General features: G+C 55.4%; 31 protein-coding genes and 1 pseudogene. 31 read left to right on the top strand and 1 reads right to left on the bottom strand.

Annotated elements, in window-relative coordinates; genetic code table 11:
* Positions 1–85: 85 nt before the first annotated feature.
* The 30 genes from rpsJ to bfr all read left to right on the top strand — a co-directional run bounded on the left by rpsJ (position 86) and on the right by bfr (position 16,039).
* On the top strand, positions 86–397 hold the full coding sequence (gene rpsJ / locus K0F75_RS15715; RefSeq protein ID WP_003186070.1) for a 30S ribosomal protein S10: 312 nt from the start codon (positions 86–88) through the stop codon (positions 395–397).
* 81 nt (positions 398–478) lie between these two features.
* Positions 479–1,114 carry a 50S ribosomal protein L3 gene (gene rplC, locus K0F75_RS15710; protein WP_219062787.1) on the top strand — a complete coding sequence of 212 codons (636 nt, stop codon included), beginning with the start codon at positions 479–481 and terminating at the stop codon, positions 1,112–1,114.
* A 12-nt stretch (positions 1,115–1,126) separates the two neighbouring features.
* The gene (rplD, locus tag K0F75_RS15705; protein ID WP_219062785.1) at positions 1,127–1,729 is read left to right on the top strand and encodes a 50S ribosomal protein L4; all 603 of its coding nucleotides are present in this window, start codon (positions 1,127–1,129) and stop codon (positions 1,727–1,729) included.
* Positions 1,726–2,025 carry a 50S ribosomal protein L23 gene (rplW, locus tag K0F75_RS15700; protein ID WP_017129879.1) on the top strand — a complete coding sequence of 100 codons (300 nt, stop codon included), beginning with the start codon at positions 1,726–1,728 and terminating at the stop codon, positions 2,023–2,025. Before rplD ends, rplW begins: the two co-directional genes overlap by 4 nt.
* Before the next feature lie 14 nt (positions 2,026–2,039).
* Positions 2,040–2,864 (top strand): 50S ribosomal protein L2, encoded by an 825-nt coding sequence (gene rplB / locus K0F75_RS15695; RefSeq protein WP_219062784.1) that lies wholly within the window; start codon positions 2,040–2,042, stop codon positions 2,862–2,864.
* 16 nt (positions 2,865–2,880) lie between these two features.
* Positions 2,881–3,156 carry a 30S ribosomal protein S19 gene (rpsS, locus tag K0F75_RS15690; protein ID WP_002555486.1) on the top strand — a complete coding sequence of 92 codons (276 nt, stop codon included), beginning with the start codon at positions 2,881–2,883 and terminating at the stop codon, positions 3,154–3,156.
* A 13-nt stretch (positions 3,157–3,169) separates the two neighbouring features.
* Positions 3,170–3,502 (top strand): 50S ribosomal protein L22, encoded by a 333-nt coding sequence (gene rplV / locus K0F75_RS15685; protein WP_002555485.1) that lies wholly within the window; start codon positions 3,170–3,172, stop codon positions 3,500–3,502.
* 13 nt (positions 3,503–3,515) lie between these two features.
* Positions 3,516–4,202 carry a 30S ribosomal protein S3 gene (rpsC, locus tag K0F75_RS15680; protein WP_003176422.1) on the top strand — a complete coding sequence of 229 codons (687 nt, stop codon included), beginning with the start codon at positions 3,516–3,518 and terminating at the stop codon, positions 4,200–4,202.
* A 12-nt stretch (positions 4,203–4,214) separates the two neighbouring features.
* Positions 4,215–4,628: a 50S ribosomal protein L16 gene (gene rplP, locus K0F75_RS15675; protein WP_095080428.1), complete on the top strand. Its 414-nt coding sequence runs from the start codon at positions 4,215–4,217 to the stop codon at positions 4,626–4,628.
* Positions 4,628–4,819, top strand: coding sequence for a 50S ribosomal protein L29 (gene rpmC, locus K0F75_RS15670; RefSeq protein WP_002555481.1), 192 nt, complete (start codon positions 4,628–4,630; stop codon positions 4,817–4,819). The genes rplP and rpmC overlap by 1 nt, the downstream gene beginning before the upstream one ends.
* Positions 4,820–4,821: 2 nt before the next feature.
* On the top strand, positions 4,822–5,088 hold the full coding sequence (gene rpsQ / locus K0F75_RS15665) for a 30S ribosomal protein S17 (RefSeq protein WP_003444370.1): 267 nt from the start codon (positions 4,822–4,824) through the stop codon (positions 5,086–5,088).
* 23 nt (positions 5,089–5,111) lie between these two features.
* Entirely contained in the window at positions 5,112–5,480 is a 369-nt protein-coding gene (gene rplN / locus K0F75_RS15660; RefSeq protein WP_002555479.1) for a 50S ribosomal protein L14, read from the top strand.
* A gap of 11 nt (positions 5,481–5,491) precedes the next feature.
* Positions 5,492–5,806, top strand: coding sequence for a 50S ribosomal protein L24 (rplX, locus tag K0F75_RS15655; RefSeq protein WP_219062783.1), 315 nt, complete (start codon positions 5,492–5,494; stop codon positions 5,804–5,806).
* 20 nt (positions 5,807–5,826) lie between these two features.
* Positions 5,827–6,366, top strand: a complete 540-nt coding sequence (gene rplE, locus K0F75_RS15650) for a 50S ribosomal protein L5 (RefSeq protein ID WP_219062782.1) — start codon at positions 5,827–5,829, stop codon at positions 6,364–6,366.
* Positions 6,367–6,379: 13 nt separating this feature from the next.
* A complete protein-coding gene (gene rpsN / locus K0F75_RS15645) occupies positions 6,380–6,685 on the top strand; it encodes a 30S ribosomal protein S14 (protein ID WP_219062780.1) in 306 nt (101 codons plus the stop codon).
* Positions 6,686–6,899: 214 nt separating this feature from the next.
* Entirely contained in the window at positions 6,900–7,292 is a 393-nt protein-coding gene (gene rpsH / locus K0F75_RS15640; RefSeq protein WP_065833640.1) for a 30S ribosomal protein S8, read from the top strand.
* A 12-nt stretch (positions 7,293–7,304) separates the two neighbouring features.
* Complete coding sequence (gene rplF / locus K0F75_RS15635; RefSeq protein WP_219062778.1) at positions 7,305–7,838, top strand: 50S ribosomal protein L6; 534 nt, start codon at positions 7,305–7,307, stop codon at positions 7,836–7,838.
* 10 nt (positions 7,839–7,848) lie between these two features.
* Positions 7,849–8,199, top strand: coding sequence for a 50S ribosomal protein L18 (gene rplR, locus K0F75_RS15630; RefSeq protein ID WP_219062777.1), 351 nt, complete (start codon positions 7,849–7,851; stop codon positions 8,197–8,199).
* Between the two features lie 3 nt (positions 8,200–8,202).
* A complete protein-coding gene (gene rpsE / locus K0F75_RS15625) occupies positions 8,203–8,703 on the top strand; it encodes a 30S ribosomal protein S5 (protein ID WP_003186035.1) in 501 nt (166 codons plus the stop codon).
* A 2-nt stretch (positions 8,704–8,705) separates the two neighbouring features.
* On the top strand, positions 8,706–8,882 hold the full coding sequence (rpmD, locus tag K0F75_RS15620) for a 50S ribosomal protein L30 (protein WP_003186033.1): 177 nt from the start codon (positions 8,706–8,708) through the stop codon (positions 8,880–8,882).
* A gap of 3 nt (positions 8,883–8,885) precedes the next feature.
* Positions 8,886–9,320 (top strand): 50S ribosomal protein L15, encoded by a 435-nt coding sequence (rplO, locus tag K0F75_RS15615; protein WP_002555470.1) that lies wholly within the window; start codon positions 8,886–8,888, stop codon positions 9,318–9,320.
* Positions 9,321–10,649, top strand: coding sequence for a preprotein translocase subunit SecY (gene secY, locus K0F75_RS15610; RefSeq protein WP_219062775.1), 1,329 nt, complete (start codon positions 9,321–9,323; stop codon positions 10,647–10,649).
* Between the two features lie 28 nt (positions 10,650–10,677).
* On the top strand, positions 10,678–10,794 hold the full coding sequence (rpmJ, locus tag K0F75_RS15605; RefSeq protein ID WP_002555468.1) for a 50S ribosomal protein L36: 117 nt from the start codon (positions 10,678–10,680) through the stop codon (positions 10,792–10,794).
* 131 nt (positions 10,795–10,925) lie between these two features.
* Complete coding sequence (gene rpsM / locus K0F75_RS15600; RefSeq protein ID WP_219062774.1) at positions 10,926–11,282, top strand: 30S ribosomal protein S13; 357 nt, start codon at positions 10,926–10,928, stop codon at positions 11,280–11,282.
* A 30-nt stretch (positions 11,283–11,312) separates the two neighbouring features.
* Positions 11,313–11,702, top strand: a complete 390-nt coding sequence (gene rpsK / locus K0F75_RS15595) for a 30S ribosomal protein S11 (protein WP_002555466.1) — start codon at positions 11,313–11,315, stop codon at positions 11,700–11,702.
* 18 nt (positions 11,703–11,720) lie between these two features.
* On the top strand, positions 11,721–12,341 hold the full coding sequence (gene rpsD / locus K0F75_RS15590) for a 30S ribosomal protein S4 (protein ID WP_219062773.1): 621 nt from the start codon (positions 11,721–11,723) through the stop codon (positions 12,339–12,341).
* Between the two features lie 22 nt (positions 12,342–12,363).
* Positions 12,364–13,365: a DNA-directed RNA polymerase subunit alpha gene (locus K0F75_RS15585; protein ID WP_003176403.1), complete on the top strand. Its 1,002-nt coding sequence runs from the start codon at positions 12,364–12,366 to the stop codon at positions 13,363–13,365.
* A gap of 42 nt (positions 13,366–13,407) precedes the next feature.
* Entirely contained in the window at positions 13,408–13,794 is a 387-nt protein-coding gene (gene rplQ / locus K0F75_RS15580) for a 50S ribosomal protein L17 (protein WP_219062771.1), read from the top strand.
* 171 nt (positions 13,795–13,965) lie between these two features.
* A complete protein-coding gene (locus tag K0F75_RS15575) occupies positions 13,966–15,420 on the top strand; it encodes a catalase (protein WP_219062770.1) in 1,455 nt (484 codons plus the stop codon).
* A 154-nt stretch (positions 15,421–15,574) separates the two neighbouring features.
* Complete coding sequence (gene bfr, locus K0F75_RS15570; protein WP_219062769.1) at positions 15,575–16,039, top strand: bacterioferritin; 465 nt, start codon at positions 15,575–15,577, stop codon at positions 16,037–16,039.
* A 72-nt stretch (positions 16,040–16,111) separates the two neighbouring features.
* Here bfr and uvrA read toward each other — a convergent pair whose 3' ends face one another.
* The gene (gene uvrA / locus K0F75_RS15565) at positions 16,112–18,955 is read right to left on the bottom strand and encodes an excinuclease ABC subunit UvrA (protein ID WP_219062768.1); all 2,844 of its coding nucleotides are present in this window, start codon (positions 18,953–18,955) and stop codon (positions 16,112–16,114) included.
* A 129-nt stretch (positions 18,956–19,084) separates the two neighbouring features.
* On the opposite strand from uvrA, the pseudogene K0F75_RS15560 reads away from it, so the two are divergent.
* A pseudogene (locus tag K0F75_RS15560) lies at positions 19,085–20,217 on the top strand (MFS transporter); the annotation flags it as partial.

Raw genomic sequence — 20,217 nt, 5'->3', positions numbered from 1 at the left:
TAGGTTGGGCCGTCTATAGAATTGCGCCTCCTTTTAACGGGCGTATTGCGTCCGGTGGGAATAGCAGCTGGGAGTCTGAAATCCAATGCAAAATCAGCAAATCCGTATCAGGTTGAAGGCTTTTGACCATCGTCTGATCGACCAATCCACCCAGGAAATCGTGGAAACCGCGAAACGTACTGGTGCACAAGTGCGTGGTCCGATTCCACTTCCTACCCGTAAAGAACGGTTCACTGTTCTGGTTTCTCCGCACGTCAACAAAGACGCGCGCGACCAGTATGAGATCCGTACTCACAAGCGCGTTCTGGACATCGTCCAGCCAACGGATAAAACCGTTGACGCACTTATGAAGCTTGATCTTGCGGCCGGTGTGGAAGTACAGATCAGCCTCGGCTAAGACTCGGGTCTTAGTCGTGTAACGCTCTGAAATGGGCGGCCATAGCGGGTGAAAGCCCCGTACACTCATGAGGTTTACAACATGACTATTGGTGTAGTCGGTCGTAAATGCGGTATGACCCGTATTTTCACCGAAGAAGGTGTCTCCATTCCGGTTACGGTCATTGAGATCGAGCCGAATCGCGTCACCCAGTTCAAAACCGAAGAAACTGATGGCTATCGTGCAGTGCAAGTCACTGTCGGTGTGCGTCGTGCTTCGCGTGTGACTGCTGCTCAAGCAGGTCACTTCGCAAAAGCGAACGTTGCTGCTGGTCGCGGTGTTTGGGAGTTCCGTCTTGAAGAAGGCGACTACCAGGCTGGCGACGTAATCAATGCAGAAATCTTCGCCGCTGGTCAGATGGTCGATGTGACCGGTCAGTCCAAAGGTAAAGGTTTCCAGGGTACGATCAAACGCCACAATTTCCGTGGCCAAGACAATACTCACGGCAACTCCGTATCCCACCGCGTCCCAGGCTCAATCGGCCAGTGCCAGACTCCTGGTCGTGTATTCAAGGGCAAAAAAATGTCCGGTCATATGGGCGCTGAGCGCGTGACCGTGCAGTCCCTGGAAGTGGTGCGCGTGGACGCTGAACGCAATCTGTTGTTGGTCAAGGGTGCTGTTCCTGGCGCTACTGGCGGCAACCTGGTTGTACGTCCGGCAGCCAAGGCTCGCGGTTAAGGGGAAGCTGACATGCAATTAAATGTAAATGACGCTCAGGCGATCGAAGTTTCCGAACTGACGTTCGGCGGCGAGTTCAACGAGACGCTGGTTCACCAAGCAGTCGTGGCCTACATGGCCGGCGGCCGTCAAGGTAGCAAGGCCCAGAAGACCCGTTCAGACGTTTCCGGTGGCGGTAAGCGCCCATGGCGTCAGAAAGGTACTGGTCGTGCTCGTGCCGGTACTATCCGTAGCCCAATCTGGCGTGGCGGCGGTACCACTTTCGCTGCTCGTCCTCAGGATCACTCCCAGAAACTCAACAAGAAGATGTATCGCGCAGCATTGCGCTCCATCCTTGCTGAGCTGGTACGTACTGATCGTCTGGTCGTGGTTCAGGACTTCGTAGTTGAAGCGCCGAAAACCAAAGACCTGCTGAACAAGCTGAATGGCATGGGTCTGACTGATGTCTTGATCGTGTCTGATGCTGTTGATCAGAACCTGTACCTGGCTGCTCGTAACCTGCCGCACGTTGATGTTCGTGACGTACAGGGTTCCGATCCAGTTAGTCTGATCGCATACGACAAGGTGTTGATCACCGTGTCGGCCGTGAAGAAATTCGAGGAGCTGCTGGGATGAACCAGGAACGCGTATTTAAAGTTCTACTCGGCCCGCACGTTTCCGAGAAGGCTACGGTTCTGGCTGACAAGAAAGGCCAGTTCGTTTTCAAGGTTGCTACAGACGCAACCAAGCTGGAAATCAAGAAGGCCGTCGAAAGCCTGTTCAGCGTGAAAGTAGAGCGTGTTACTACCCTGAATGTTCTGGGTAAGAGCAAACGTACTGCTCGCGGTCTGGGCAAGCGTAATGACTGGAAGAAGGCGATTATTTCCCTTCAACCGGGCCAAGATCTCGATTTCAGCAGCAGTGCTGAGTAAGGAAGGGGTGCATCATGGCAATCGTTAAATGCAAACCGACTTCCCCTGGCCGCCGTTTTGTGGTCAAGGTGGTCAACCAGGAGCTGCATAAAGGCGCTCCTCACGCACCGCTGCTCGAGAAGAAATCGAAGACTGGTGGTCGTAACAACAATGGCCGTATTACCACGCGTCACATCGGTGGTGGTCATAAGCAGCATTATCGTTTGGTCGATTTCCGTCGTAACGACAAAGATGGCATCACTGCCACCGTTGAGCGTATCGAATACGATCCAAACCGTACTGCTCACATCGCCCTGCTGTTGTACGCAGACGGCGAGCGCCGCTACATTATTGCCCCTAAAGGCATTAGTGCTGGCGACCAGCTGATCGCAGGTGCCTTGGCACCGATCAAGCCGGGCAACGCTCTTCAGTTGCGCAACATTCCAGTGGGTAGCACCGTACACGGCATCGAGTTGAAGCCGGGTAAAGGCGCGCAAATCGCTCGTTCCGCTGGTGCTTCTGCTCAGCTGATCGCTCGTGAAGGTGTCTACGTGACCCTGCGTCTGCGCTCTGGTGAAATGCGTAAAGTATTGGCTGAATGCCGTGCAACGCTTGGCGAAGTCTCGAACTCCGAGCACAGCCTGCGTTCGCTGGGTAAAGCTGGTGCCAAACGCTGGCGTGGCGTTCGCCCAACCGTTCGTGGTGTTGCCATGAACCCGGTTGACCACCCACATGGTGGTGGTGAAGGTCGTACCTCTGGTGGTCGTCATCCGGTATCGCCGTGGGGCTTCCCGACTAAGGGCGCGAAGACTCGTGGTAATAAGCGTACCGACAAAATGATCGTCCGTCGTCGCAAGTAAATAGAGGGATACGACAGTGCCACGTTCTCTGAAAAAAGGTCCTTTTATCGATCTTCACCTACTGAAGAAGATCGAAGTGGCGGCGGAAAAGAATGATCGCAAACCAGTTAAGACCTGGTCGCGCCGTTCTATGATCCTGCCGCAAATGGTCGGTTTGACCATTGCTGTGCATAACGGTCGTCAACATGTCCCAGTTCTTGTGAACGAAGACATGGTCGGCCATAAACTAGGCGAGTTTGCCGGTACCCGCACTTATCGTGGGCACGTGGCAGACAAGAAAGCCAAGCGTTAAGGGGTAAGGAACGATGGAAGTAGCCGCTAAGTTGTCGGGCGCTCGAATCTCCGCCCAGAAAGCCCGCTTGGTCGCCGACCAGATCCGCGGGAAGAAGGTGGGCGAAGCGCTCAACCTGTTGGCTTTCAGCAGTAAGAAAGCCGCCGAGATCCTGAAGAAAGTGCTGGAGTCGGCCGTAGCCAACGCCGAGCATAACGAAGGCGCAGACGTTGATGACCTTAAGGTCTCCACCGTTTTCGTCAACGAAGGGCGTTCGCTGAAGCGAATCATGCCGCGTGCCAAAGGCCGCGCTGATCGCATCGTCAAGCGGTCTTGCCATATCACTGTCAAGGTTGCTGACAAGTAACGGAGTCGAAGAGATGGGTCAGAAAGTACATCCCATTGGCATTCGCCTGGGAATCGTCAAGGAGCACACCTCCGTCTGGTACGCAGACGGTCGGACTTATGCGGACTATTTGTTCGCTGATCTGAAGGTGCGCGAGTATCTCCAAGACAAACTAAAAAGCGCGTCCGTAAGCCGTATCGATATCCATCGTCCGGCTCAGACTGCACGTATCACCATCCACACCGCTCGTCCCGGCATCGTGATCGGCAAGAAAGGTGAAGATGTTGAGAAACTGCGTCAGGACCTGACCAAGCAAATGGGTGTGCCTGTGCACATCAATATCGAAGAGATCCGCAAGCCGGAGCTCGACGGTATGCTGGTTGCGCAGAGCGTAGCTCAGCAGCTGGAGCGTCGCGTAATGTTCCGTCGCGCTATGAAGCGCGCTGTTCAGAACGCCATGCGCATTGGTGCCAAAGGCATCAAAATCCAAGTGAGCGGTCGTCTCGGCGGTGCTGAAATCGCACGTACTGAATGGTATCGCGAGGGTCGTGTGCCACTGCACACCCTGCGTGCTGACATCGACTATGCCAACTACGAAGCTCACACCACTTATGGTGTGATCGGTGTAAAGGTTTGGATCTTCAAAGGCGAAGTAATTGGTGGTCGCCAAGAAGAGCTGAAACCACAAGCACCAGCGCCTCGTAAAAAAGCTGCTAAGTAAGGGGTACGCCAAATGTTGCAACCAAAGCGTACGAAGTTCCGCAAGCAGATGACAGGCCACAACCGTGGCTTGGCTCAGCGCGGTAGCAAAGTCAGCTTCGGCGAATATGCGCTGAAGTCTGTTGCTCGTGGTCGTCTCACCGCTCGTCAGATTGAGTCAGCGCGTCGTGCTCTGACCCGTCACGTTAAACGTGGCGGCAAAATCTGGATCCGTGTATTCCCGGACAAACCTGTAACCAAAAAGCCACTCGAAGTTCGGATGGGTAAAGGTAAGGGTAACGTTGAGTACTGGGTTGCCCAGATTCAGCCAGGCAAAGTCCTGTATGAAATCGAGGGTGTTACTGAAGAGCTGGCGCGTGAGGCTTTCGCCCTGGCTGCTGCGAAGCTGCCACTCGCCACCTCCTTTGTTAAACGGACGGTGATGTGATGAAAGCGAATGAACTTCGTGAAAAATCAGCACAGCAGCTGAACGAGCAATTGCTCGGCCTGCTGCGCGACCAGTTCAATCTGCGTATGCAGAAAGCAACTGGCCAGTTGGGGCAGTCTCACCTGCTCTCGCAAGTTAAACGTGACATTGCTCGCGTGAAGACTGTGCTTAACCAGCAGGCAGGTAAGTGATCATGGCTGAAGCCGAAAAAACCGTCCGTACGCTGACTGGCCGTGTTGTCAGCGACAAGATGGACAAGACCATCACCGTTCTGATCGAGCGTCGCGTAAAGCACCCGATCTACGGTAAATATGTTAAGCGTTCGACTAAGCTGCACGCGCACGACGAAACCAATCAGTGCCACATCGGCGACAAAGTCACGATTCGTGAAACTCGTCCGCTGGCCAAGACCAAGTCTTGGGCGTTGGTTGATATTCTCGAACGCGCTGTGGAAGTCTAAGGACTAGGGGTCGGAGAAATTATATGATTCAGACTCAATCCATGCTCGATGTGGCCGATAACAGCGGCGCACGCCGCGTTATGTGCATCAAGGTGCTGGGTGGCTCCCATCGTCGTTACGCTGGTATCGGTGACATCATCAAAGTGACCGTCAAGGAAGCAATTCCGCGCGGCAAGGTGAAAAAAGGCCAAGTGATGACTGCAGTAGTAGTCCGCACTCGCCATGGTGTTCGTCGCGCTGACGGCTCCATCATCCGCTTTGATGGCAACGCTGCTGTTCTGTTGAACAACAAGCAAGAGCCGATCGGCACCCGTATCTTTGGGCCAGTGACCCGTGAACTTCGTACTGAGAAGTTCATGAAGATCGTCTCGCTCGCCCCAGAAGTGCTGTAAGGAGATCCGACATGCAAAAGATTCGTCGTGACGACGAGATCATCGTGATCGCCGGCAAAGACAAAGGTAAGCGCGGTAAGGTGCTTAAGGTTCTCGTTGACGACCGTCTGGTCGTTGGTGGGCTTAACCTGGTTAAGCGTCATACCAAGCCTAACCCGGCGTCGGGCGTTCAGGGCGGTATCGTCGAGAAAGAAGCGCCATTGCACGCTTCTAACGTCGCCATTTTCAACGGCGCAACCAACAAGGCTGACCGCGTTGGTTTCAAAGTTGAAGACGGCAAGAAAATTCGTGTCTTCAAGTCGACCCAAAAAGCGGTTGATGCTTGAACACTGCTAGGTAGAAGACCATGGCACGACTAAAAGAGATTTACCGGAAGGAAATCGCTCCGAAACTTAAGGAAGAACTTAAGCTTTCGAACGTGATGGAAGTTCCGCGCGTTACAAAGATCACCCTGAACATGGGTCTTGGCGAAGCGGTCGGTGACAAAAAAGTCATCGAGCACGCTGTTGCTGACCTGGAAAAGATCACCGGTCAGAAAGTCGTTGTGACTTACGCTCGGAAATCCATCGCTGGCTTTAAAGTCCGTGAAGGTTGGCCGATCGGCGTTAAAGTCACTCTGCGTCGCGATCGTATGTACGAATTCCTGGATCGTCTGCTGTCGATCTCCCTGCCTCGGGTCCGCGACTTTCGCGGCCTGAATGCCAAGTCCTTCGATGGTCGTGGTAACTACAGCATGGGCGTTAAAGAGCAGATCATTTTCCCGGAAATCGATTACGACAAGATCGATGCTCTTCGCGGTCTGGACATTACCCTGACCACCACTGCTCGTACGGATGACGAGGGTCGCGCATTGCTGCGTGCCTTCAAGTTCCCGTTCCGCAACTGATTGGAGTAGGACAATGGCCAAGATGAGCATGAAAAACCGCGAGCTGAAACGTCAGCTCACGGTTGCCAAGTACGCCAAGAAGCGTGCAGAACTGAAAGCTATCATCGTTGATCTGAACGCAAGTCCAGAAGCGCGTTGGGAAGCTCAAGTAGCTCTGCAGAAGCAGCCACGTGACGCAAGCGCTGCGCGCATGCGTAACCGCTGCCGCATCACTGGCCGTCCACACGGCGTCTATCGCAAGTTCGGCCTTGGCCGTAACAAGCTGCGTGAAGCAGCAATGCGTGGCGACGTTCCTGGTCTGGTCAAGGCTAGCTGGTAAGGCGTCCATCCCGTCTCGCACGGGTCAATCTTGTAAAAGATTGGTCTGTGTGAAGCGTGATTTTGAATCAAGCCCCTTTTGGGGCTTGATTCATTTCCGGGGTGTGTCTAGAATGATCGGCTCGCCTGAGCCCGTGCTTTCATTTGCCCGGAGTTTCTCGGCGACAAGCTGTAGCCGCAAGGCTAATTATTTTTGTAACAGGAGCGTCTAGCCCATGAGTATGCAGGACCCGTTAGCGGACATGCTAACTCGTATCCGTAATGCCCAGATGGCTGAAAAGCCCGTCGTAAGCATGCCATCTTCTACGTTGAAGGTAGCTGTAGCCAAAGTCCTGAAGGACGAAGGTTACATTGCGGGTTATCAGATCAGCAGCGAAATCAAACCGCTGCTATCCATCGAGCTGAAGTACTTCGAAGGCCGTCCAGTCATCGAAGAAGTGAAGCGCGTTAGCCGTCCAGGCCTGCGTCAGTACAAGTCCGTCGATGATCTGCCAAAAGTTCGTGGCGGTCTCGGTGTGTCTATCGTCTCCACCAACAAAGGTGTGATGACGGATCGTGCTGCGCGCGCTGCCGGTGTCGGCGGCGAAGTTCTTTGCACAGTGTTCTAAGGGGGGATAAGCATGTCACGCGTAGCTAAGAACCCCGTTAAGTTGCCAGCAGGCGTCGAAGTTAAACTCGTCGGCCAGCAGCTTTCGGTGAAGGGTGCCAAGGGCACTCTAGATCTGAACATCCATTCGTCCATTGAGATTGTTGAAGAAGCTGGTGAGCTGCGTTTCGCTGCTCGCAATGGCGATCAACAAACTCGCGCAATGGCCGGCACCACTCGTGCACTGGTTAACAACATGGTCCAAGGCGTAAGCCAAGGCTTCGAGCGTAAGCTCCAGCTGGTCGGTGTTGGTTATAAAGCGCAAGCAAAAGACAAAGTGCTGTCCCTGGCTCTCGGCTTTTCGCATCCAGTGGAATACGACCTGCCGAATGGCATCACCGCTGAGACTCCCAACCAGACCGATATCTTCATCCGAGGTATCGATAAGCAGTTGGTTGGTCAAGTGGCCGCTGAGATCCGCGACTTCCGCCGTCCTGAGCCATACAAAGGCAAAGGTGTGCGTTACGCGGACGAAGTCGTCCGCCGTAAAGAAGCCAAGAAGAAGTAGGGCATAGCAAATGACCGTCAAAAAAGTTACCCGACTGCGTCGCGCTCGCAAAGCACGCTTGAAAATGCACGAATTAGAAGTCGTGCGTCTCTGCGTGTTCCGCTCTTCGCAGCACATTTATGCCCAGGTCATCTCGGCCGACGGCAGCAAAGTCTTGGCGAGCGCCTCGACTTTGGACAAAGAACTGCGTGATGGAGCCACTGGCAACATCGACGCGGCCACTAAGGTTGGCCAGCTGGTCGCTGAGCGTGCGAAAGCCGTAGGCGTCTCGCAAGTGGCTTTTGACCGTTCTGGCTTCAAGTACCACGGCCGCGTCAAGGCGCTGGCTGATGCTGCTCGTGAAGGCGGGCTGGAGTTCTAAGTTATGTCAAATAACGACCAAAAACGCGACGAAGGCTACATTGAGAAGCTGGTTCAAGTGAACCGCGTTGCTAAAACCGTTAAAGGCGGCCGTATCTTCACTTTCACCGCGTTGACCGTGGTGGGTGATGGTAAGGGGCGTGTTGGTTTCGGCCGTGGCAAGTCACGTGAAGTGCCTGCTGCGATCCAGAAAGCAATGGAAGCTGCTCGTCGCAACATGATTCAGGTGGACCTTAACGGTACCACTCTGCAGTACGCAATGAAGTCTGCTCATGGCGCTTCTAAGGTGTACATGCAGCCTGCGTCTGAAGGTACCGGTATCATCGCTGGCGGCGCTATGCGCGCAGTGTTGGAAGTTGCTGGTGTTCAGAACGTACTGGCCAAGTGCTACGGCTCGACTAACCCGGTAAACGTGGTTCACGCCACTTTCAAAGGTTTGAAAGCTATGCAATCTCCTGAATCTATTGCTGCCAAGCGCGGCAAAAGTGTCAAGGAGATCTTCTGATCATGGCTACCGTTAAAGTAACGCTGATCAAAAGCATGACCGGTCGCATCCCTAACCACAAATTGTGCGTTAAGGGTTTGGGTCTGCGTCGCATCGGTCACACTGTAGAAGTGCTGGATACTCCCGAGAATCGCGGGATGATCAACAAGGCTTACTACATGCTGCGAGTCGAGGGTTAATCGATGAAACTCAATGATCTGAGTCCAGCGCCGGGTTCCCGTCGCGAAAAGCATCGTCCGGGCCGTGGTATCGGTAGTGGTTTGGGTAAGACCGGTGGCCGTGGCCACAAAGGTCAATCCTCCCGCTCCGGTGGCACTATTGCTCCGGGCTTTGAAGGCGGCCAACAGCCGTTGCATCGTCGTCTGCCGAAATTCGGTTTCGTCTCTCTGAAAGCTATGGATCGCGCAGAAGTGCGTTTGTCCGAACTGGCTAAAGTGGAAGGCGACATCGTCACCGTGCAGTCCCTGAAGGATGCCAACGTGATCAACCAAAACGTACAACGTGTGAAAATCATGTTGTCCGGTGAGGTTACTCGCGCTGTCACCATCAAAGGTATCGCTGCCACCAAAGGTGCGCGTGCGGCTATCGAAGCAGCTGGCGGCAAGTTCGAGGAATAAATGGCTAAGCAAGGTGCTCTCTCAGCGCTCAGCAAAGGCGGGTTATCCGAGCTCTGGGCTCGACTGCGTTTTCTACTCCTGGCGATTATCGTCTACCGGATAGGCGCGCACATCCCAGTTCCTGGTATCAACCCGGACCGGCTGGCGGACCTGTTTCGACAGAATGAGGGGACCATTCTTAGCTTGTTCAACATGTTTTCCGGCGGCGCGCTGGAACGGATGAGTATCTTTGCACTGGGGATCATGCCGTACATTTCGGCATCGATCATCATGCAGTTGATGACCGCCGTCAGCCCGCAGTTGGAGCAGTTGAAGAAGGAAGGTGAGGCTGGTCGTCGTAAGATCAGCCAATACACCCGCTATGGCACTGTCGTCCTCGCTCTTGTTCAGGCTATTGGCATGTCCATTGGTCTGGCAGGGCAGGGCGTTGCGTTCACTGGTGACTTTGGCTTCCATTTCGTTGCGGTATCCACGTTTGTGGCTGGCGCGATGTTCATGATGTGGCTGGGTGAGCAGATTACCGAGCGCGGTGTTGGTAACGGTATCTCGATGTTGATTTTTTCGGGTATCGTCGCCGGTCTTCCGAGAGCGATTGGGCAGTCTTTCGAGTCTGCACGTCAGGGTGATATCAACATTTTCGCCTTGGTTGCCATCGGTTTGCTGGCAGTAGCGATTATCGGTTTTGTGGTGTTCATTGAGCGTGGTCAGCGTCGTATTGCTGTTCACTACGCCAAGCGTCAGCAGGGCCGTAAGGTCTTCGCTGCGCAGACTAGCCACTTGCCGCTGAAAGTGAATATGGCCGGTGTAATTCCTGCTATTTTCGCGAGCAGCATTTTGCTGTTTCCGGCTTCGTTGGGTGCCTGGTTTGGCCAGTCTGAAGGTATGGGCTGGTTGCAGGACCTCTCGCAGTCGATCGCTCCTGGTCAGCCGTTGAATATTCTGCTGTTTAGTGCAGGGATTATTTTCTTCTGCTTCTTCTATACGGCGTTGATGTTCAATCCGAAAGACGTAGCGGAAAACCTGAAGAAGTCCGGTGCCTTTATTCCGGGCATCCGTCCAGGCGAGCAGTCTGCGCGCTATATTGATGGCGTTCTGACCCGCTTGACCATGTTCGGTGCTCTTTATATGACGGCCGTGTGTCTGCTCCCCCAGTTCCTGGTGGTTGCGGCAAACGTACCGTTCTACCTTGGCGGGACTTCGTTGCTGATCGTCGTAGTGGTTGTGATGGACTTCATGTCCCAAGTACAATCGCACCTCGTTTCGCACCAGTACGAATCCCTGATGAAGAAAGCCAACCTGAAGGGCTACGGTAGCGGCATGCTGCGCTGAAGCACCCATAAGGTTCGAGGAGTTGGTGATGAAAGTTCGTGCATCGGTGAAAAAGCTGTGCCGTAACTGCAAGATTATTCGCCGCGAAGGTGTTGTTCGAGTAATTTGCAGCGCGGAACCACGTCATAAACAGCGCCAAGGCTGATTGTGATTTGTGCTTAAAGCCCGGCAGCTAGTGCGCTGCTGGGTTGATTATTTGTTATTACAGCGATATTATCTCGCGCCCTATTTCTTGGCTTCCGGGGCGTAGGTAGCTGTCAATTGGAGTCCCACTGAATGGCCCGTATTGCAGGCGTTAACATTCCAGATAACAAGCATACTGTTATCTCGTTGACCTACATCTATGGTGTTGGTCGCACCACCGCACAGAAAATTTGTGCAACCACTGGGGTTAACCCAGCGGTGAAGATCAAAGATCTGAGCGACGAGCAGATTGAACAGCTGCGTGGCGAAGTGGCAAAGGTCACCACTGAAGGTGATCTGCGTCGCGAAATCAACATGAAAATCAAGCGCTTGATGGATTTGGGCTGCTACCGCGGCCTTCGCCATCGTCGTGGTCTTCCAGTACGCGGTCAGCGTACCAAGACCAACGCGCGTACTCGCAAAGGTCCGCGTAAGCCGATCCGCAAGTAATCGCACCAGCGCAACGACAGGAATTTAGTCATGGCAAAACCTGCTGCTCGTCCTCGTAAAAAAGTTAAAAAGACAGTGGTTGATGGCATCGCCCACATCCACGCGTCTTTTAACAACACAATCGTCACCATTACCGATCGTCAAGGTAACGCGCTTTCTTGGGCTACCTCAGGCGGCTCGGGTTTCCGCGGTTCTCGCAAGTCCACCCCGTTCGCTGCTCAAGTAGCTGCTGAACGTGCTGGTCAAGCTGCGCTGGAATACGGCCTGAAGAACCTCGACGTTAACGTCAAGGGTCCAGGTCCAGGTCGTGAGTCCGCTGTTCGTGCTTTGAACGGCTGTGGCTACAAGATCGCCAGTATCACCGACGTGACGCCAATCCCGCACAACGGGTGCCGTCCGCCGAAGAAGCGCCGCGTGTAATCCAGGAGACTGTAAGAAATGGCTCGTTACATTGGTCCAAAATGCAAACTTGCACGTCGTGAAGGCACCGATCTCTTCTTGAAGAGCGGCGTCCGCGCTATCGAATCCAAGTGCAACATCGAAGCAGCCCCAGGTATCCACGGCCAACGCCGCGGTCGCCAATCCGATTACGGCACCCAACTGCGTGAAAAGCAGAAGGTCCGTCGTATTTACGGCGTTCTCGAACGTCAATTCAGCGGTTATTACAAAGAAGCAGCCGGCAAGAAAGGCGCTACTGGTGAGAACCTGCTGCAATTGCTCGAATGCCGTTTGGATAACGTTGTATACCGTATGGGTTTTGGCTCTACTCGTGCCGAATCCCGTCAGCTGGTATCGCACAAATCGATCAGCATTAACGGCAAAACCGTTAACGTACCGTCCTATCAGGTTCGCCCTGGTGACGTGGTCGCTATTCGCGAGAAGGCAAAGAACCAACTGCGCATTGTCCAAGCTCTCGATCTGTGTGCCCAACGTGGCCGCGTAGAATGGGTAGAAGTAGACACTGAGAAAAAATCTGGCGTCTTCAAAAACGTTCCAGCTCGCAGTGATCTGTCCGCCGACATCAACGAAAGCCTGATTGTCGAGCTCTACTCCAAGTAAGGGCTAGAAAATAGGTGCATCCATGCAGATTTCGGTAAATGAGTTCCTGACACCCCGCCATATTGATGTGCAGGTTGTCAGTCCAACCCGCGCCAAGATCACTCTCGAGCCTCTCGAGCGTGGTTTCGGCCACACCCTGGGCAACGCGCTGCGACGCATCCTGTTGTCCTCAATGCCCGGCTGTGCAGTAGTCGAGGCCGAGATTGACGGTGTACTCCATGAGTACAGCGCCATCGAAGGTGTACAGGAAGACGTAATTGAAATCCTGTTGAACCTTAAAGGTCTGGCTATCAAGCTGCACGGTCGAGACGAAGTTACGCTGACCTTGTCGAAGAAGGGTTCGGGGGTGGTTACCGCTGCCGATATTCAGCTGGATCATGATGTCGAGATCGTTAATCCCGATCACGTAATCGCTAACCTGGCGTCTAACGGCGCCTTGAACATGAAGCTCACCGTAGCTCGTGGTCGTGGTTATGAACCGGCCGATTCGCGTCAGAGCGATGAAGACGAAAGCCGCAGCATTGGTCGCTTGCAGCTTGACTCTTCGTTCAGCCCGGTTCGCCGTATCGCATACGTGGTGGAAAACGCCCGTGTCGAACAGCGTACTAACCTGGACAAGCTGGTTATTGATCTGGAAACCAACGGTACCCTGGATCCTGAAGAGGCTATTCGCCGCGCTGCAACCATTCTGCAACAGCAGTTGGCTGCGTTCGTCGATCTCAAAGGTGACAGTGAGCCAGTGGTTATCGAACAGGAAGACGAGATCGATCCGATCCTTCTCCGTCCGGTTGACGATCTGGAACTGACTGTACGTTCGGCCAACTGCCTTAAGGCGGAGAACATTTACTACATCGGCGACCTGATTCAGCGTACCGAAGTAGAACTGTTGAAGACTCCGAACCTGGGTAAGAAATCCTTGACTGAAATCAAGGACGTTCTGGCCTCCCGTGGTCTGTCCCTCGGCATGCGCCTCGACAACTGGCCGCCTGCAAGTCTTAAGAAGGACGACAAGGCGACTGCCTGATCGTCGTAATCACCGAACGTTGTGTTTGGTAAGGAATGAACCATGCGTCATCGTAAAAGTGGTCGTCACCTGAGCCGCACCAGCTCACACCGTAAGGCCATGTTTCAAAACATGGCGGTGTCGCTGTTTGAGCACGAGCTGATCAAAACTACACTGCCGAAAGCCAAGGAACTGCGCCGCGTTGCCGAGCCGCTGATCACCCTGGCTAAGACAGACAGCTTGGCTAACCGCCGTCTGGCCTTCGACCGTACTCGTTCGAAAGCCATCGTTGGTAAGCTGTTCAACGACCTGGGCAAGCGTTATGCAACCCGTGAGGGTGGCTACCTGCGCATCCTCAAGTGCGGTTTCCGCACTGGCGACAACGCGCCTATGGCGTACGTCGAACTGGTTGATCGTCCGGTTGGTGGTGTTGTAGAAGCTGCTGAATAAGACGTCAGTCTGTACAAAAAACCGGGCCTAGTGCCCGGTTTTTTGTGTCTGGACTATTAGTAATAATCTATCGATGTTTATAATTTAATAAATTTGATGGTGTGATAAATTTGGCGAATACTCCTCTCAAGCCGTTTAGCCGGCTGGACACGTTAGAGAGGAAGATTTCGTATGAGCCAGAATAAAACGATTACGACTGCCAGTGGCGCTCCAGTCGCTGACAACCAGAACTCCCGGTCCGCGGGCCCGCGTGGCCCACTGTTACTCGACGATTTTCACCTGATCGAGAAACTCGCACACTTCAATCGCGAGAACATCCCGGAACGCCGCGTGCACGCGAAAGGCTCGGGCGCTCACGGTACATTCACGGTTAATCGCGATATCACGCAGTACACCAGCGCTAAATTGTTTGAGTCCGTGGGCAAGCAGACGCCCATTTTCATGCGTTTTTCCACCGTCGGTGGCGAACGAGGTTCGGCAGACACCGAGCGTGACCCGCGCGGCTTCTCGATCAAGTTCTATACCGAAGAAGGTAACTGGGACATCGTTGGGAACAACACGCCTGTTTTCTTTATCCGTGACCCGCTTAAATTCCCGGACTTCATTCACACCCAAAAACGTCTGCCCCAATCCAACCTGAAAAGCGCGCAAATGATGTGGGACTTCTGGTCGCACTCGCCTGAGGCGCTGCACCAGGTCACGATCCTGTTTTCGGACCGTGGCATTCCGGACGGCTACCGTCACATGCACGGCTTCGGCAGCCACACTTATAGCCTGATCAGCGCGACGGGTGAGCGTCATTGGGTCAAATGGCACTACAAGACCCAGCAAGGTATCAAGAACCTGGCCCCTGCCGACGCCGCTGGCCTGGCAGGTACTGACCCGGATTATTCCCAGCGCGATCTGTTTACCGCGATCGAGAAGGGTGACTTCCCGAAATGGCGGGTGTGCATCCAGATCATGACCGAGGCTCAGGCCGCTGCCCATCACGAGAACCCTTTTGACGTGACCAAAACCTGGTCGCAGAAGGAGTACCCGTTGATTGAGGTCGGTGAATTTGAGCTGAACCGCAACCCTCAAAACTACTTCGCCGAAGTCGAACAGGCTGCGTTTGCGCCAAGTAATATGGTGCCCGGTGTTGGCTTGTCGCCTGATCGCATGCTGCAAGGGCGTGTCTTTGCCTACGCCGATGCACAGCGCTATCGTGTCGGTACCAACCACCAGCAATTGCCGATCAACGCGCCAAAAAGCCCGGTTAACAGCTATCAGCGTGATGGCGCCATGAGCTTTGGAAGCAATGGTGGTGGAACGCCTAACTACGAACCCAACAGCTACGCTGACGCCCCTAAACAGGCGCCACGTTATGCTGAGCCAGGGTTGGCACTGACCGGTGAGGCCACACGTTACGATCATCGTCAGGACGGTGATTACTTCAGTCACGCGGGTGCGCTCTTTAACCTGATGGACGATGCACAGAAAGCACTCTTGATCGGCAACATCGCCGGTGCGATGGCCGGTGTGACGGCTGATGTCGTGCAACGTCAGCTCCAGTACTTCTACAAGGCTGATCCTGCGTACGGCGAAGGCGTCGCCAAAGCCCTCGACGTACAACTGAGCCAGGTCTAAGTCGAAGCGATAACCAGAACCGCCCTCATTGGGGCGGTTTTTCGTATTGGATTGTCCCGCTTTCGCCGTTTTTCACACTTTCTGGCTTTTTGTGAAGTGACCTCCTCGGCGGGTTGGTTCAAACTACGGACTTTCAAGCAGGGAGATGAGGGCGATGCAAGGTCACCCGGACGTAATCGATTACCTCAACACGCTGCTGACGGGGGAGCTGTCAGCCCGCGATCAATATTTTATTCATTCGCGGATGTACGAGGACTGGGGCTTCAGCAAGCTCTACGAGCGTATCAACCACGAAATGGAAGAAGAGACCCAGCACGCCGATGCCTTGATGCGCCGGATCCTGATGCTCGAAGGCACGCCGCGCATGCGCCCCGATGATCTGGACGTAGGCACCACGGTCCCTGAGATGCTCGCCAGCGATTTACGCCTGGAGTACAAGGTCCGTGCCGCGCTTTGCAAGGGCATCGAGCTCTGCGAGCTGCACAAGGATTACGTGACCCGTGAAATCCTGCGTATTCAGTTGGCCGACACCGAAGAAGATCACACGTACTGGCTGGAACAGCAGTTCGGCCTGATCAAGTTGATCGGTCTGGAGAATTACCTGCAATCGCAGTTCTGATTCCCGCACCGCACCCATAGAAAAGCCCTGCCACAGATGAACTGCGGCAGGGCTTTTTCGTTAGCGCACCGGCTAGACTGCGTCGGCTTTATCCCGAAGCAGCAGCGGTTTGAGGTAGTGGCCGGTGTAAGACTGCTTCATCTCTGCGACTTCCTCCGGGGTACCGCAGGCGATGATCTGACCGCCCTTGGAACCGCCTTCCGGACCCAGGTCCACCAACCAGTCAGCGGTCTTGATCACGTCCAGGTTGTGCTCGATCACCACCACGGTATTCCCGTGATCGCGCAAACGATGCAGTACGTCGAGCAACTGCTGAATATCGGCGAAGTGCAAACCGGTGGTCGGCTCATCGAGGATGTACAGCGTCTTGCCGGTATCGCGCTTGGACAGCTCGCGTGACAGCTTGACCCGCTGCGCCTCGCCGCCCGACAGCGTGGTCGCGGACTGCCCCAGCTTGATGTACGACAGCCCCACATCCATCAGCGTTTGCAGTTTGCGCGCCAGTGCAGGTACGGCATCGAAGAACACCCGAGCTTCCTCGATGGTCATCTCCAGCACTTCGTGGATGTTCTTGCTCTTGTATTTGATTTCCAGTGTTTCGCGGTTATAGCGCTTGCTCTTGCACACATCGCAAGGCACGTAGATGTCCGGCAGAAAGTGCATCTCGACCTTGATCAGGCCATCTCCCTGGCACGCCTCACAACGCCCGCCTTTCACGTTGAACGAGAAACGCCCCGGGCCGTACCCGCGCGAGCGCGACTCGGGAACACCGGAAAACAATTCGCGAATCGGTGTGAACAGCCCGGTATACGTCGCCGGGTTGGAGCGCGGCGTACGACCGATGGGGCTTTGGTCGATATCGACGACTTTATCCAGGTGCTGAAGGCCGTCGATGCTGTCGTGCGCCGCTGCCTCTAGCGTGGTTGCGCCATTGAGAGCAGTGGCGCTGAGCGGGAACAGGGTGTTGTTGATCAGCGTCGACTTGCCCGAGCCGGAAACACCGGTCACGCAGGTCAGCAGACCGATCGGGATTTCCAGATCGACATTGTGCAAGTTGTTGCCGCGCGCGCCCTTGAGGGTCAGGTTCAGTTTTTTGTCGCGTGGCGTGCGCTTGGCTGGCACTTCGATCTTCACCCGGCCTGACAAGTATTTGCCAGTCAGCGAATCAGGGTGCGCCATGACTTCGGCCGGAGTGCCTTGGGCAACGATGTGCCCGCCATGAATACCGGCCCCAGGGCCGATGTCCACCACGTAGTCAGCCAGACGAATAGCGTCTTCGTCATGCTCGACCACGATCACCGTATTGCCGATGTCACGCAGGTGCTTGAGCGTGCCCAACAGCCGGTCGTTGTCCCGTTGATGCAAGCCAATCGACGGTTCATCGAGGATATACAGGACCCCGACGAGGCCCGCGCCGATCTGGCTGGCCAGGCGAATACGTTGGGCTTCACCGCCAGACAAGGTATCGGCGCTGCGGTCCAGGGACAGATAATCCAGGCCGACGTTGACCAGGAACTGCAGGCGCTCGCGAATTTCCTTGAGGATCTTGTCGGCAATTTCGCCGCGCCGTCCGGTCAGTTTCAGCGTGCTGAAGTACTCGGTAGCATCGCCGATGGGCAGATTGGTCACGGCCGGCAGGGTTTTTTCGCCGACCCAGACATGCCGCGCCTCACGACGCAGACGGGTGCCACGGCAATCCGGGCAGGGCTGAGTGCTGAGGAACTTGGCCAGTTCTTCGCGCACCGTGGCCGACTCGGTCTCGCGATAACGCCGCTCGAGATTGGGCACGATGCCTTCGAACGGGTGCGCACGCTTGACGATGTCGCCGCGATCATTGAGATAGCGGAAGTCGACGTTCTGCGTGCCGCTGCCATTCAGAAGAATTTTCTGCTGATCGGCGGGCAATTCGTTGAACGGCACCTCGAGGCTGAACCCGTAGTGGTTGGCCAGGGAGCCGAGCATCTGGAAATAATAGACGTTGCGCCGGTCCCAGCCACGAATCGCGCCTTCGGCCAGCGTCAGCTCGCCATTGACCAGGCGCTTGATGTCGAAAAACTGCTTCACGCCCAGACCGTCGCAGGTCGGACATGCGCCAGCCGGGTTATTAAAGGAGAACAGCTTGGGTTCTAGCTCGCTGATGGCGTGCCCACAGATCGGGCAGGCAAAACGCGCGGAGAAAATCATTTCCTCGCCCGGCTCGTCATCCATCGGCGCGACCCAGGCGATACCGTCAGCCAGTTTCAGCGCGGTTTCGAAGGACTCCGCCAGACGCTGCTGCATGTCTTCACGAACCTTGAACCGGTCAACCACCACGTCGATGGAGTGCTTCTTCTGTTTATCCAGCTTGGGCAGTTCATCGAGTTCACATAGCCTGCCGTTGACCCGTGCGCGGACGAAGCCTTGAGCACGCAGCTCTTCGAAAATCGCCAGGTGCTCGCCCTTGCGCTCGCGAACCACAGGCGCCAGCAGCATCAGCTTGCTGCCTTCAGGCTGCGCCAGCACCAGGTCGACCATCTGGCTGACCGTCTGCGCTTCCAGTGGAATATCGTGGTCCGGGCAGCGAGGCTGGCCGACACGCGCATACAGCAGGCGCAGGTAATCGTAGATTTCGGTGATCGTGCCCACCGTCGAGCGCGGGTTGTGCGACGTGGATTTCTGTTCGATAGAAATCGCTGGCGACAGCCCTTCGATCGTATCGACGTCTGGCTTTTCCATCATCGACAGGAACTGACGAGCGTACGCGGAAAGCGACTCGACATAGCGCCGCTGCCCTTCGGCATACAGCGTATCGAAGGCTAGCGACGACTTGCCAGAACCGGAAAGACCGGTAATGACGATCAATTTGTCGCGTGGCAGGGTCAGGTCAATGTTCTTCAGGTTGTGGGTTCGCGCCCCACGTATCAGGATCTTGTCCACTGCGGCCTCGCTTGGCGGGCTTAAACACGGGAGTATACGGCTCCATGCCATTACGCGGCAAAGCGTCGCGTATGTGCTCTACATCGATGGGACTGGTAGAATCGCTGCCGGTTCACACGAGGTTTTTCCATGCACGATCCCCTTAGCGAACGCATGAGTGGCAGCGAGACCCGCGCAGCAAGCGGTCTGGCGCTGGTGTTCGCCTTCCGTATGCTTGGCATGTTTATGGTTTTGCCGGTGCTGGCCACCTACGGCATGGACCTGGCGGGCGCGTCTCCTGCGCTCATTGGCCTGGCTATCGGCGCTTATGGCCTGACCCAAGCGGTGCTGCAGATTCCATTCGGGATGATTTCCGACCGGATTGGCAGGCGGCCTGTCATTTATATCGGTTTGATCATCTTCGCCCTTGGCAGCTTGCTGGCGGCCAATGCGGACTCGATCTGGGGCGTGATCGCCGGACGTATCCTGCAAGGGGCTGGCGCCATCTCGGCGGCGGTGATGGCGTTGCTCTCGGACCTTACCCGCGAACAGCACCGCACCAAAGCCATGGCCATGATTGGCATGACCATCGGACTGTCTTTTGCGGTTGCGATGGTCGTCGGCCCCCTGCTGACCCGCGCGTTCGGCCTGTCGGGGCTGTTTCTGGCCACGGGCGGGATGGCGCTGGTGGGGATTCTGATCGTCGCCTTCATGGTGCCGAAGTCGACCGGGCCGCTGCAGCATCGCGAATCGGGCGTCGCGCGCCAGGCTTTAGGCCCGACCTTGCGTCATCCCGACTTGCTGCGCCTGGATTTAGGTATCTTCGTGTTGCACGCGATGCTCATGTCCAGCTTCGTCGCCTTGCCCTTGGCGTTGGTCGAAAAAGCCGGTTTGCCCAAGGAACAACACTGGTGGGTCTACCTGACCGCGTTGCTGATTTCGTTCTTCGCCATGATCCCGTTCATCATTTATGGCGAAAAGAAACGCCAGATGAAGCGTGTATTGCTCGGCGCTGTCAGCGTGCTGCTGCTGACTGAGCTATTCTTCTGGGCATTCGGCGATACGTTGCGGGCTTTGGTGATCGGGACGGTGGTGTTCTTCACCGCGTTCAACTTGCTTGAGGCTTCGCTGCCCTCGTTGATCAGCAAGGTGTCACCGGCAGGCGGCAAAGGCACGGCGATGGGGGTTTACTCCACCAGTCAGTTCCTCGGTTCGGCGGCTGGCGGCATCCTTGGCGGCTGGTTGTTTCAGCACGGAGGATTGAGCATTGTGTTCCTTGGCGG

Origin of the sequence: Pseudomonas sp. UMAB-08 (assembly GCF_900095225.1) — a bacterium.
In the GTDB taxonomy this organism is placed as follows: domain Bacteria; phylum Pseudomonadota; class Gammaproteobacteria; order Pseudomonadales; family Pseudomonadaceae; genus Aquipseudomonas.
Note: the sequence above shows the minus strand (reverse complement) of the source record. Positions and strands in the feature narration are given on the sequence as shown.